The following is a 12,138-nucleotide window of genomic DNA, read 5'->3' on the forward strand; positions in this document are numbered from 1 at the left end:
TCAGTCCGGTAGCAGCGTGCGGGCCTGCTGCTCGTCCATCCCGGTGGCCCCCAGCAGGTCCACCACCACCGACCTGATCTGCGCCACCACCACGTTGGCCGAGAGCGACTGCGCGCCGAGCTGTTCCGGATCGAGGCGGCCGGCCAGGGTGGCCAGCGCGGTGGTGGAGACCATGCGCTCCTGGGCGCTCCCGACCTCGCCCTCCAGCAGGTGCAGGATCTCGGCCAGGTGGTCGAAGATGTCGGCCAGCTCGGCCGGCATCCCGGCGCCGGTGTCGAGCGCCGCGGCGATCCGGCGGACGGCGACGCGCAGGTTGCGGGTGGCCCGGTCCAGGCCGACCAGGCCCCGGCGGTAGCGCATCAGCTCGGGCACGTGCCGCCGGCGCAGCGGCGAGATCCGGCTGATCTCCTCACCGCCGCGCAGGGCGTCGGTCCAGGACTGGATGTCGTCCTGGGTGGCGCGGGCGCGGTCCAGCACGGCGTCCGCCCGTTCGGCGTCACCACTGCGCAGCACCGCCGCCGACTCGGACGAGATGGCCGCCAGCTCACGGATCAGGCCCTGCGCCTCCTGCCGCACGAAGCGTCCCGGGTGGGCGGGCAGGAAGGCGACGACGAGCAAGGCGGTGGTGCCGCCGATCAGCGCGTCCTCCCAGCGGTACAGCCCGCCGCCGGGGGTCTGCGGCAGGGCCGCCAGGAAGATGCTCTGCACGGCCGACTGCGTGGTCATCAGGGCGCCGCCGCCGAGCAGCTGGGCCACCGACATCGAGATCAGCACCACCAGGCTGATCTGCCACCAGCCGTTGCCCAGTTCCTTCACCAGCAGCTCGGCGATGCCCACCCCGATCGTCACGCCCAGGGCCAGCTCGATCATCCGCCGCAGCCGCTGGGTGTTGGACAGGCCGAGGCAGACCACGGCCGCGACCGGGGCGAAGAACGGTCGTGGATGATTCAGCAGACTCTCCGCGATGACCCAGGCGATCGCCGCCGCGACGGCACACTGGCCGATCGCGAACGAGTTCATCCGGACCCGGGACACACCGTCTCGCACTGCCGATCCCGACGCAATCATCACAGGCCAATCCTGGAGCCGATAGCCGTACCCTGCCACCATGACGAGCACCCGCCCACCGCTCCCGGCCACCGCACCGACCGTCCCCGTCGACCCGGATCGGGCGGAAAGGGCAAAGCGGGCGCTGGAACTCGACCTCGAATACGTCTTCCACTCCTGGCTGGCGCAGGACGGCCGGCAGCCCTTCACCGCCGACGGCGGCCAGGGCTCGTGGCTCTGGGACGGCGCGGGCACGCCCTACCTCGACTTCTCCGGGCAGCTGGTCTACACCAACATCGGCTTCTCCGAGCCGCGGGTGACGAAGGCGATCGCCGAGCAGGCCGCCCGGCTGGCCACGATCGCCCCGCAGCACGCCAACGACGCCCGCTCCGAGGCGGCCCGGCTGATCGTCGAGCGCGCCCCCGGCGACTGGTTCCGCCGGGTCTTCTTCACCAACGGCGGTGCCGACGCGATCGAGAACGCGGTGCGGATGGCCCGGGTGCACACCGGCCGCCGCAAGGTGCTCAGCCGCTACCGCAGCTACCACGGCAACACCACCACGGCGATCAACCTCACCGGCGATCCCCGGCGCTGGCCCAACGATTACGGCGCCGAGGGCGTGGTGCACACGTTCGGGCCGTTCCTGTACCGCTCCGCCTTCCACGCCACCACCGAGGCCGAAGAGTGTGCTCGGGCCCTGGAACACCTGGAGCAGGTGATCGCGCTGGAGGGTCCTTCGACGATCGCCGCGATCGTGCTGGAGTCGATTCCGGGCACGGCGGGGATCATGGTGCCCCCGTCCGGGTACCTGCGCGGGGTGCGCGAGATCTGTGACCGGCACGGCATTCTCTGGATCGCCGACGAGGTGATGTCCGGATTCGGCCGCGCCGGGCGCTGGTTCGCGGCGGAGCTGGCGAACGAGGCTCCCACCGGGGTCCCGGGCGAATGGACGCCGGTGGCCGGCGCCGCGGCCGTTCCCGACCTGATCACCTTCGCCAAGGGCGTGAACTCGGGTTACCTGCCGCTGGGCGGGGTGCTGGTCAGCGAGCCGGTGCTCGACACCTTCCGTCAGCGTCCGTTCCCGGGCGGCCTGACCTATTCCGGTCATCCGCTGGCCTGCGCCGCCGCGGTCGCGAACATCGGTGTGCTGAGTGATGATTCACTGATCGCGAACGCTGACCGGCTGGGCCGCGAGGTGATCGGGCCCCGGCTGCACGAGATCGCCGCCACCAGTGCCATCGTCGGCGAGGTGCGTGGCCTCGGCGCCTTCTGGGCGGTGGAGCTGGTGCGCGACAAGAACACCCGCGAGCCCCTCGACCCCGGCGCCCCGATGAACGCCCTGAAGCAGGCCTGCATGAGCCGAGGGCTGCTGCCGTTCGTCAACGGCAGCCGGACGCACGTGGTGCCGGCCCTGAACATCACCGACGAGGAGGCCCGCTACGGCCTGGCGCTGCTCGGCGAGGCCCTGGCCGAGGTGGAGAGCGGCCTGTAGGTCACAACGGTGGACGACGAACGGCCCGTTCGTCGTCCACCATTGAAAATCAGGCCTGGGCCGAGGGATACACCATGGGGACGGACTCCGAGGGGGCCTTCACCGTCACCGGCTCGTCCCAGTCCGAGTACACGTACGAGCCGTCCGGGCCCTCGAAGCCGACCAGTTCGGCGGGCCCGTCCGCCGCGACGAAGATCTTCCAGTCCTCGTCGAGCACCTGGAGTTCTATGGCCTTGTGCCCGCCGAAGGTCGCGTCACCGTCGATCAGCCGCCAGGCCGCATCACCGTCCGGCAGGTTCAGCGAGTCGACGAGGTTCTCCATGGTCAGCCCGGTGAGGCCGGACGATTCGTCGTTCGGGAAATGGAGCCACTTCCCCTTGAGGTACTGCGTCGTGCCGGCGTCGGTGCCGGCATAGAGCGAGAGCATGCGGGGGTCGGGCTTGAGGTAGTAGTCGTCGTCCTCGAACATCAGCTCCCCCGACCCCACCGCGTCCATCCGGATGCTGCCCGTGCCGTGGCCGTCGCGGTCCAGGCTCAGGTCGAACGTGGCCGGTTCGCCCTCCTCCTCGGTGGTTCCCTCGACGTGCACCGACTGCGCCTGGAGCGTCGCGTCGCCGGCCAGCTCGGCGATGTCGCCGGCGTACTTCCAGGTGTCGGCGTGCGGGTCGTCGGGGTCCGGTCCGGGCGTGATGCCGGCGTTCTGCCAGGTGGGGGCCACGGGCGCGGCCACCAGGGGTGACCGCTCGCCGGGTGATGCGCAGGCGGTGAGCACGGCCAGGGAGCCGGCCGCGGCCACCGCGAGGATCAGGGCACTGCGCCGGAAGGCGCTGTCACGCATTGCGAATCCGTTCGCCGAGGATCAGTAGAAGTCCTTCTCCAGCAGGGGATCGGCCGGGGCCGTCACCTTGACCGGGGTGTTCCAGTCGCTGAACACGGCCATGATCTCGGAGTCCTGGTAGCCGACGATCTCGCCGGAACCGTCTGCCGCGATGAACATTTTGCCGGTCACGTTCTCTTCGACGAGGCCGATGGTCTCGCGCCCGCCGAGCTTCTTGCCCTCGACCCGCTTCAGGCCGCTCTCCGGCCCGGTCAGGTCGAGCAGGTCACCGGTGACATAGTCGAAATCGGTGATGTCGAGGTTGTCCCACATCTCGCTGGGGCCACCCTTGACGAACTTGACCCAGTGGCCGCTCATCGCCTTGATCGTGGCCTTGTCTCCGCCCGAGATCTCGTTCAGCATGACGGCATTGGGCTGGAAGTAGCCGGTCTTGCCGATCCGGATCAGCTTCATCGACTGCTTGCCGCCGGGCGACATCCGGCCGGTGGCCCGGCCCGACTTGTTCATCAGGAAGTCGAAGGTCAGCTTCTTCTTGCCGTCCTTCGTGGTCATCTTCAGACGGACGGACGTGGACGAGTCCAGCTTCTTGCGGGCCTTGTTCAGGATCTGCACGGCGGTCAGGCCGGCGTACGGACCGTCGGCGGCCTCGGCCGAGGCGGTCGCCGTGGCGGCGGCCTCGACCTCCTCCGGCTGCGAGGCCGAGACGCCGGGCTGCGCCTGCGAGGCCTCGTCGTCCCCACCACCGAAACACCCCGCGAGCAGCACACTGCCACTGAGAACGGCGGCGACCGTGGTGAGGAGTCGGACGTTCCCGGGCCCGGCAGTGCTGGCAGACATGGTGAATCCGTTCGCTGGGGTGCGTGCGCCCGGGAATCTCCCGGATCGCCGGGCCAGCTTAAAGTTCGCCGTCACCACCGGCGGCAATTTACCCCACATGCCGGTTTTCGGTCTCAGTGCCCTCTCAGTTGCCTGGGATGCCTCAGTTGCCGACCTGGGTGCCGGCCTGGATACCGGCCTGTGTGTTGGCCCCGGAGCCGTCGGGGGCCTCGGCCGTGACCGGCTCGTCCCAGTCGGAGAACCGGTAGGTGAAGGTGTCGTCCTGATAGCCGACCAGCTCGCCGGAACCGTCGGCCGAGACGTACAGGGTGCCGGTGCCGGCGCGGGGGCGCAGGCCGATGCTCAGCTGTCCGCCGAGTACCTTGCCCTCCACCTTGCGCAGGTTCTTCTGCGGGGTCCTGAGCAGCTCGCCGGTGTAGAACGGGATCTTGGTGTAGTTCAGGTAGGACGCAACGTAGCCGTCGTCGGTGACCGGGGTCCACGGGCCGTCCGGTGTCACGCCGGTCAGGCCGCGGGCGTCCAGGAACTGCGCATTTCCCTTGTACCAGGCCCGGTCTCCGATCCGGAGCAGCTCGGCGCGCTGCCCCTGGACCGGCTCGAACCAGCCGGACGCGACGCCGTCCCGGCTGACCCGCATGTCGCTGCGCAGCCGGTCGCCGCCGTTCACCGACTCCATGCGCACGTGCACCGAACCGGCCTGTCGGACCGACGTCCGCATCAGGCCGAACACCTGTGCGGCCTGCATTCCCTCGTAGGGCACCAGGTCGGGCGTGTCACTGAGCACCGCGGCGCCGGAGTCGGACCCGCCGCCCCCGCAGCCGGCCAACAGGACCGCGACCAGCAGGGTGAGCAGCCTCGTACGCAGAGCCATTGCGAATCCGTTCGCAGAAGAGGGCCAGGTCTTTGCGGTGCTTTGGGGGGTTTCGGGAGAAGGGTACGGAAGAGCCGGTGCCCTCGGGACCACTACCCTCTTCGCTCGTGAAGGTTCTTGTGGTCGGGCCGGGCGCCCGCGAGCACGCGCTGGTCCGTTCTCTCGCCACCGACCCGGGGGTGACAGGGCTCTTCGCGGCCCCGGGCAACCCGGGCATCGCCGGGCTGGTCGGGGAGCACAACTGTTTCGCCGTCGACGCGCTCGACCCGCAGGCGGTCGCCGCGCTGGCCACCGACCTGGGGGCCGACCTGGTCGTGGTGGGCCCGGAGGCGCCGCTGGTCGCGGGGGTCTCGGACGCCGTGCGCGCCGTCGGCATCCCGTGCTTCGGCCCGTCGGCCGTCGCCGCGCGGCTGGAGGGCAGCAAGGCCTTCGCCAAGGACGTGATGGCAGCCGCCGGGGTGCCCACCGGCTCGTCGTTCACCTGCACCACGGTCGCCGAGGCGCAGCAGGCCCTGACCGAGTTCGGCGCCCCCTACGTGGTCAAGGACGACGGCCTGGCCGCGGGCAAGGGCGTGGTGGTCACCGACGACATCGACACCGCGCTCACCCACGCCGCCGCCTGCCTGGACCGCGAGGACGGCCGGGTGGTGATCGAGGAGTTCCTCGACGGTCCCGAGGTGTCGCTGTTCTGCATCACCGACGGCTCCACGGTGGTGCCGCTGGCGCCCGCGCAGGACTTCAAGCGCGCGCTGGACGGTGACCTGGGCCCGAACACCGGTGGCATGGGCGCGTATTCACCGTTGCCGTGGGCTCCGGCCGACCTGGTCGACGACGTGCTGGAGAACGTGGCCCGGCCGACGATCGCCGAGATGTCGCGACGCGGAGCACCTTTCATCGGTGTGCTGTACTGCGGTCTGGCGCTGACCAGTCGCGGCGTGAAGGTGATCGAGTTCAACGCGCGCTTCGGCGACCCGGAGACCCAGGTGGTGCTGGCCCGGCTGGCGACGCCCCTGGGCATGTTGCTGCGGGCGGCCGCCACCGGCGGCCTGGCCAACGTGCCCGAGCTGGAGTGGCGTGACGACGCCGCCGTCACCGTGGTGCTGGCGGCCGAGAACTACCCGGGCACACCGGTGCGGGGTGACGTGATCACCGGCGTCGACGACGCCGACGGCTGGCCGGACGCCTGGGTGCTGCACGCCGGCACGGCGCTGGAGCAGGGCGAGCTGGTGGCCGCCGGCGGGCGGGTGCTGTCGGTGGTGGGCACCGGTGCCGACCTGACCGCGGCCCGCACCACCGTGTACGCGGCACTGGAACGGATCGGCCTGCGCGGCGGTCAGTTCCGCACCGACATCGCCGAGACGGCGGCCGCCGCGGACCTCACCGGGCACCTGGCGCACCCGACGGTTCCGGCCGAGAGCTGACACGCGGGCGCGCGGCGGGGAGGACCCGCCGCGCGCCTGCCGGTCTCGGGGGACTACTGCCCCACCGCGTCGTCCGCCTTCTGCTGGGCGGAGTCGATCTGCTGGCCGTACTTGTCGCCCGTGGCCCGGTCGGCCTGGTCGCCGCCCTTGTCGATGGCCTGGTCGCTGACCTTCTCGACCTGCTCGGGGTGGCCCTCGGCGTATTCCTGACCCTTGTTCCTCAGATCGTCGAACGTACCCATGCGGTGCTCCTTCCGTTCCCGGATCTTGTTGTCGCAGCGGCGAATCCGTGACGTCAGTCGATACCTGACCGGGCCGGCCCGCCAGTTGATCAGTCACCTCCGGCCCGCGAAAACCACCTGCGCCGGGCTTCGCGGCGCGGATAGCGTCGCGCCGTGACGGGTGACGCGATCGAGATCGTTCCGGCCGGGCCGGACCAGCTGACCAGCTATGCCGAACTGGCGTACCGCTCCTTCCTCGACAGCAAACGGCCGTCCGCCGCCGTCCATGAGCTGCTCCGGAAACAGTCCTCGCTCTACCGGTTCAAGCTGGCCCGGATCGGGACGGTGACCTGCGGTGCCTTCCGCTCCTGGGACCTCGATCTGCCGGTTCCGGGAGCCCGCACGGTGCCGATCCGGGCGATCGGCGCGGTTGCCGTGCTGTCCACCCACCGCCGGCGCGGGGTGGCGAGCGCCTTCGTCCGGGGTGACCTGGCCGAGGCCCGGGAGCAGGGGGCGGTGCTCAGTCACCTGATCCCCAGCGAGGCCGGCATCTACGGGCGCTTCGGGTTCGGCGCGGCCACCGAGACGGTGCGGCTCACGGTGCACAGCCCTCGCGTACGGTTCGCCGAAAACCCTGGCGAGAAACTCGAACTGGAAGCAACGGACGACGCCGGCATCCGCGACGTCGCACCACCGCTGCACCGGGACGCGGCCCTCCGGCTGCCCGGGGCCCTACCCCGCCCCGACCTCTACTGGGACCGGGCGTGCGGGCTGGTCGGTGACGCCGACGAGAGCCTGCACCGCCCCGCGCTGATCGCCCGCACCGGAGACGGCACCGTGGTCGGCACCGCCTCGTACCGGGTCGAGGGGGACTGGACGCTGGACCGGCCCGCCGCGCTCCGGCTGCTCGACCTCACCGCCGTCACCCCGGCCGCCTACCGCGCCCTCTGGGAGCACCTGGCGCAGATCGACCTGACCGACCGGATCGTGGCCGCGGACCGGCCGGTTCACGAGCCCCTGCCCTGGATGCTCACCGACCGGCGGGCGGTCGCCGAGGCGCACCGCACCGACTTCCAGTGGATCCGGGTGCTCGACGTGCCTGCCGCCCTGGCCGGGCGTGTGGCGCGGACCGCGGGCTCGGTGGTGTTGGAGGTGCTCGACCCGCTCGGGTTCGCGGCCGGGCGCTGGCTGGTCGATGCCGACGAGGCCGGCCGCACCACCGTCACCCCGACCTCCCGCCCGGCCTGCCTGACCCTGCCCGTGCAGACCCTGAGCTCGGTCTATCTGGGCCAGAACTCGCTGATCCGGCTGCATCTGGCCGGGCTGGCCGACGAGCACCGGCCGGGTGCGGTGGCCGAGCTGGACCGGATGACGACCTGGTCGCCGACGGGACTGCTGGGGCACACCTGGTTCTGAGCGGTGCGTTTCGCCAGGCCGGGGGCGGCTTGGACCCCGCTCACCGCACTCACCCACAGTGATCTATTGCCAACGGATTGCTGACGGTGCCACCCTCGGGAGTGCCATCTCCCGGGGGAGGTCTGCGTGATCCGATCGCGCCCGCACGCAACGTCGACGTGGCCCAGAGTCCTGCGCTGGCCGGTTGCCCTGATCGTTGCCGGCAGCGCCCTGTTCGCGGTGCCGACGGCGGCCAGCGGTCAGGCCGGCATCGGCGGTCAGGCCGGCGCCAGTGGCCAGACCGCGGCCAGGCCCCCGGCCGGTGATCCGGTGGTGGTCAGCCTGGGCGACAGCTACATCTCCGGCACCGGCGGGCGCTGGGCGGGCAACTCCGACGACTTCCTGTTCGACCGCGGCGGCACCGACCGTGCCTGGTCCCGGGTCGAGGGTGAGTTGCTCGGCGGTTCCGACCGCTCCGAGATCTATGGCCGTACTGCGAAAACCGGCTGCTACCGGTCCGACTCGTCGGCGATCAACAGCGCCGTCGGCACGTCCGGCCTCGGCCTCGGCCGGCCGGTCAACCTGGCCTGTTCCGGCGCGCACGCGGCCAACGTGCTGCGGGCGAGCGAGGGCGGGGTCGGGCTGCACGGCGAGAAGCCGCAGAACGACCAGCTGGCCGCGCTGGCCCGCACCAGCCGGGTGAAGCTCGTGGTGCTCTCCATCGGGGGCAACGACCTGAGCTTCCCCGATCTGGTGTTCCGCTGCATCCGTGCCTACACGCTGCGCGACGACCCGTGCCGGGCCGAGCAGCAGAAGCGCCTGGACGTCGCCCTGCCCGCGATGGGCGCGGCCGTCGGCGCGGTGCTCGACGACGTGCGGGCCACGCTGGCCGGCGCGGGTTACGCCGACGGTGACTACCAGCTCATCCTCCAGTCCTACCCGAGTCCGCTGCCCACCGCGAAAGAAGACAAGTACGAGGGATACTCGCGCATCTTCAAGTGGACCGGCGGGCGCTGCCCGTTCACCGACCCGGACATGACCTGGACCGCGAACACCGTCACCCCGACGATCGCCGGCACCCTGGCCCGCACGGCGTCCCGGCACGGCGCCCAGTTCCTCGACCTGGGCAATGCTTTCGACGGTCACGAGCTGTGCGCCGACGGCACCACCCACCCGAAGGGTGACCCGAACTCGACCGACGTGGAATGGGTGCGCTTCGTCGACTACACCGGTCAGGGCGACTACGCCGAGTCGCTGCACCCGAACTTCTACGGGCAGCAGGCGATCGGCATCTGCATCGCCAGAGCGGCGGCGCTGCACCGGGATGCCACCTGCACCGGCACCCCGGAGCAAGGGCTCAGGGGAGTGCGGGTCACAGCTCGGTAGGCCCGGCGTCGGCCAGGTCCACCATCTGCGCGCCCTCGGGCAGCAGGCCGGAGAGGTTGCGCAGATACACGGCCCGGCCGGTGGGCTGGAGCAGCCCGTCGTGGATCGGGAACAGCCGGCCCGGCGCGATCGCGCGCACGAAGTTGGCCGTCTCGCTGAACTTGGCCCACGGGGCGTTGAGCGGCACGGCGAGCAGGTCGATGCCGGCCGGCAGGGCTCCGTAGGAGTCGCCCGGGTGGAAGAACGACAGGTCGCCCGGCGTCTCGATGCGCAGTCCGACGTTGCCGATCAGTGGGATGTCGGCGTGGATCTCCGCGTGCACGCCGCCCACGGCCGTGAGCCTGGCGTCGGCCAGCGGCACCGGTTCCTCCAGCGTCAGCTCGTGCACGTCCACTCCGACCTTGCGCAGCAGCGCCGCGGTCTGCGGCTCGGCCAGCACCCTGGCCTGCGGGTTGCCGGCCAGCAGCGCGGGCAGCCGCTCGGTGTCGAGATGGTCCATGTGCTGGTGCGTGATCGCGATCGCGTCCAGCCCGGTGAGGTCCTCGAATCCTTCGGCGAAGGCGCCCGGGTCGGTCAGGATGCGCGCCCCGCCGGTCTCGACCAGCAAACAGGAATGCCCGATATGAGTGATCCGCACATCCTCCAGCCTGGCACGAGGCGCCCGGCGATGCACGAGCACGCGATGCGGCGAGTCCGGACATCGTTGTCCACGCGCAACCTGGGTCCCGCCGCCCGACACCTGTGTGCAACAGCCGGTGGGTAGCCTCCCCGGGTGGTGGAGACAGCGGGACGACTGGTCGTGCGGGGTGCCCGGTGGCCGGGTGACATCGCGATCAGCGACGGGTGGATCACGCAGGTCGGCGACGTGGCGCCGGAGCCGGGCGACCGGGTGCTGCGGGTGGACGGCGACATCGTCACCGCCGGGCTGGTCAACACCCACCACCACCTGTACCAGTGGGCGACCCGTGGCCGGGCCGTGGACTCCACCCTGTTCGGCTGGCTGACCGAGCTCTACCCGGTGTGGGCCCGGCTCGACCCGGACGACGTGCACGCCGCCGCCCTGGTCGGGCTGACCGAGCTGGCGCTGTCCGGCTGCACCACCGCCGCCGACCACCACTACCTGGTGCCCCGGGGCGACGACAGCGTGTTCGACCGGATCGCCGCGGCGGCCGGGCAGGTGGGCATCCGCCTGCACCTGGCCCGTGGCTCGATGGACCTGGGTGAGTCGGCCGGCGGCCTGCCGCCCGACGACGTGGTCGAAGACACCGACGCGATCCTGGCCAGCACCGAGGCCGTGCACGCCCGGCTGCACGACGGCGAGCGGGTCAGCGTGACCGTCGCGCCCTGCTCGCCGTTCTCGGTCACGCCCCGGCTGATGACCGAGTCGGCGCTCCTGGCCAGGCGTCTGGGCCTGCGGCTGCACACCCACCTGGCCGAGACCCTCGACGAGGAACGTGCCGTGGCGGAACGGTTCGGCATGCGTCCGCTCGAACTGATGGACGCGTGGGGCTGGCTCGGCGACGACGTCTGGTTCGCGCACGGCATCCATTTCGACGACGCCGAGGTAGCCCGCCTGGGGACGACGAGAACCGGCGTGGCGCACTGCCCTTCGAGCAACGCCCGGCTGGCCGCGGGCATCTGCCGGGTGAGCGACCTGCTGGCGGCCGGCGCACCGGTCGGCCTGGGGGTGGACGGCGTGGCGAGCAACGAGGACGGCGGCCTGATGACGGAGATGCGCCAGGCCCTGTTCACCGGCCGGCTGCGCTCCGGCGACCCGGCTGACCTGACCGTGCGTCAGGCCCTTCACCTGGCCACGGCCGGCGGGGCGCAGTGCCTGGGACGCGAGGACGTGGGTGCCCTGGAGCCGGGGATGCGCGCGGACCTCGCGGTCTGGCCGGGTGACGACGTGCAGGACATTCCCGACCCGGTCGCGGCCCTCGTGCTGGGGCCGCGAAAACCGGTGCGGCACCTACTGGTCGGCGGGGAGCCGGTGGTGCGTGACGGCGTCCCGGTGCACGTCGACCTGGCCGTCGCCCGCGAGCACCTGGCCCGGGTGTCGCGGCGTCTGAGCGCCTGAGAACGCGGCAGGATCAATGCAACCCGTCAGCAGCAGCAAGAGCAGGAGTGAGCGACAGATGGCCGGCGAACGTGAATGGCTCGACCAGGCGGTGGCCCTGGCGGCGCAGAACGTCTCGGACGGCGGTGGGCCGTTCGGGGCTCTCGTCGTCCACAAAAACGAACTGGTGGCGACCGGCACGAATCAGGTGACCCCGACGCTCGACCCGACGGCGCACGCCGAGGTGGTGGCGATCCGGGCGGCCTGCCGCGAGCTGGGCACCTTCAAGCTCGACGGATGCCTGCTGGTGAGTTCGTGCGAGCCCTGCCCGATGTGCTTCGCCTCGGCGATGTGGGCGCGGGTGGACCGGATCGTCTACGCCGCCGACCGGAACGACGCGGCCGACGCGGGGTTCGACGACCGGGCGTTCTACGAGGTGTTCCAGAACGAGCCGGCGCAGTGGCCGCTGACGCTGGAACAGGTGCCGGTGAAGCAGGCCACGCTGCCGTTCGAGCAGTGGAACGGGAAAGCGGACCGAACGGACTACTGATCCCGGCGAGCCCGGCCGGACGGG

At 71.3% G+C, this 12,138-nt stretch carries 12 protein-coding genes; 6 read left to right on the forward strand and 6 right to left on the reverse strand.

The features are described 5' to 3' along the window. A complete protein-coding gene (locus KIH74_RS27305) occupies positions 1 to 1,047 on the reverse strand; it encodes an FUSC family protein (RefSeq protein ID WP_214159222.1) in 1,047 nt (348 codons plus the stop codon). A 61-nt stretch (positions 1,048 to 1,108) separates the two neighbouring features. Between KIH74_RS27305 and KIH74_RS27310 the strand changes: the two genes are divergently transcribed. Next, positions 1,109 to 2,539 carry an aspartate aminotransferase family protein gene (locus tag KIH74_RS27310; protein ID WP_214159223.1) on the forward strand — a complete coding sequence of 477 codons (1,431 nt, stop codon included), beginning with the start codon at positions 1,109 to 1,111 and terminating at the stop codon, positions 2,537 to 2,539. A 49-nt stretch (positions 2,540 to 2,588) separates the two neighbouring features. Here the strand turns inward: KIH74_RS27310 and KIH74_RS27315 are convergent, their stop codons facing one another. The 3 genes from KIH74_RS27315 to KIH74_RS27325 form a co-directional block, all read right to left on the reverse strand. Beyond that, positions 2,589 to 3,377: a hypothetical protein gene (locus KIH74_RS27315; protein ID WP_214159224.1), complete on the reverse strand. Its 789-nt coding sequence runs from the start codon at positions 3,375 to 3,377 to the stop codon at positions 2,589 to 2,591. A 21-nt stretch (positions 3,378 to 3,398) separates the two neighbouring features. Beyond that, positions 3,399 to 4,214, reverse strand: coding sequence for a hypothetical protein (locus KIH74_RS27320; protein WP_214159225.1), 816 nt, complete (start codon positions 4,212 to 4,214; stop codon positions 3,399 to 3,401). A 142-nt stretch (positions 4,215 to 4,356) separates the two neighbouring features. Further along, positions 4,357 to 5,085 carry a hypothetical protein gene (locus KIH74_RS27325; protein ID WP_214159226.1) on the reverse strand — a complete coding sequence of 243 codons (729 nt, stop codon included), beginning with the start codon at positions 5,083 to 5,085 and terminating at the stop codon, positions 4,357 to 4,359. Positions 5,086 to 5,192: 107 nt separating this feature from the next. Between KIH74_RS27325 and purD the strand changes: the two genes are divergently transcribed. Then, complete coding sequence (gene purD / locus KIH74_RS27330; RefSeq protein WP_214159227.1) at positions 5,193 to 6,506, forward strand: phosphoribosylamine--glycine ligase; 1,314 nt, start codon at positions 5,193 to 5,195, stop codon at positions 6,504 to 6,506. Between the two features lie 53 nt (positions 6,507 to 6,559). Here the strand turns inward: purD and KIH74_RS27335 are convergent, their stop codons facing one another. Next, positions 6,560 to 6,748, reverse strand: coding sequence for an antitoxin (locus tag KIH74_RS27335; protein ID WP_214159228.1), 189 nt, complete (start codon positions 6,746 to 6,748; stop codon positions 6,560 to 6,562). Positions 6,749 to 6,901: 153 nt separating this feature from the next. Here KIH74_RS27335 and KIH74_RS27340 point away from each other — a divergent pair, with 153 nt between their 5' ends. Continuing rightward, complete coding sequence (locus KIH74_RS27340) at positions 6,902 to 8,143, forward strand: GNAT family N-acetyltransferase (protein WP_214159229.1); 1,242 nt, start codon at positions 6,902 to 6,904, stop codon at positions 8,141 to 8,143. Between the two features lie 126 nt (positions 8,144 to 8,269). Next, the gene (locus KIH74_RS27345; RefSeq protein WP_214159230.1) at positions 8,270 to 9,508 is read left to right on the forward strand and encodes an SGNH/GDSL hydrolase family protein; all 1,239 of its coding nucleotides are present in this window, start codon (positions 8,270 to 8,272) and stop codon (positions 9,506 to 9,508) included. Here KIH74_RS27345 and KIH74_RS27350 read toward each other — a convergent pair. Continuing rightward, positions 9,495 to 10,145: an MBL fold metallo-hydrolase gene (locus tag KIH74_RS27350; protein WP_214159231.1), complete on the reverse strand. Its 651-nt coding sequence runs from the start codon at positions 10,143 to 10,145 to the stop codon at positions 9,495 to 9,497. The two genes, KIH74_RS27345 and KIH74_RS27350, sit on opposite strands and share 14 nt — an antisense overlap. Positions 10,146 to 10,280: 135 nt before the next feature. On the opposite strand from KIH74_RS27350, the gene KIH74_RS27355 reads away from it, so the two are divergent. Continuing rightward, complete coding sequence (locus KIH74_RS27355; RefSeq protein WP_214159232.1) at positions 10,281 to 11,585, forward strand: 8-oxoguanine deaminase; 1,305 nt, start codon at positions 10,281 to 10,283, stop codon at positions 11,583 to 11,585. A 58-nt stretch (positions 11,586 to 11,643) separates the two neighbouring features. Continuing rightward, entirely contained in the window at positions 11,644 to 12,114 is a 471-nt protein-coding gene (locus KIH74_RS27360) for a nucleoside deaminase (RefSeq protein WP_214159233.1), read from the forward strand. The last annotated feature ends 24 nt before the right edge of the window (positions 12,115 to 12,138 follow it).

This window comes from Kineosporia corallincola, from assembly GCF_018499875.1.
GTDB lineage: Bacteria > Actinomycetota > Actinomycetes > Actinomycetales > Kineosporiaceae > Kineosporia > Kineosporia corallincola.

What these genes read in the sequence shown, in the direction of transcription:
- KIH74_RS27310 (WP_214159223.1), top strand. Translation starts at nt 1,109, where the DNA reads ATGACGAGCACCCGCCCACCGCTCCCGGCCACCGCACCGACCGTCCCC.
- KIH74_RS27315 (WP_214159224.1), bottom strand. Translation starts at nt 3,377, where the DNA reads ATGCGTGACAGCGCCTTCCGGCGCAGTGCCCTGATCCTCGCGGTGGCC.
- KIH74_RS27320 (WP_214159225.1), bottom strand. Translation starts at nt 4,214, where the DNA reads ATGTCTGCCAGCACTGCCGGGCCCGGGAACGTCCGACTCCTCACCACG.
- KIH74_RS27325 (WP_214159226.1), bottom strand. Translation starts at nt 5,085, where the DNA reads ATGGCTCTGCGTACGAGGCTGCTCACCCTGCTGGTCGCGGTCCTGTTG.
- KIH74_RS27335 (WP_214159228.1), bottom strand. Translation starts at nt 6,748, where the DNA reads ATGGGTACGTTCGACGATCTGAGGAACAAGGGTCAGGAATACGCCGAG.
- KIH74_RS27360 (WP_214159233.1), top strand. Translation starts at nt 11,644, where the DNA reads ATGGCCGGCGAACGTGAATGGCTCGACCAGGCGGTGGCCCTGGCGGCG.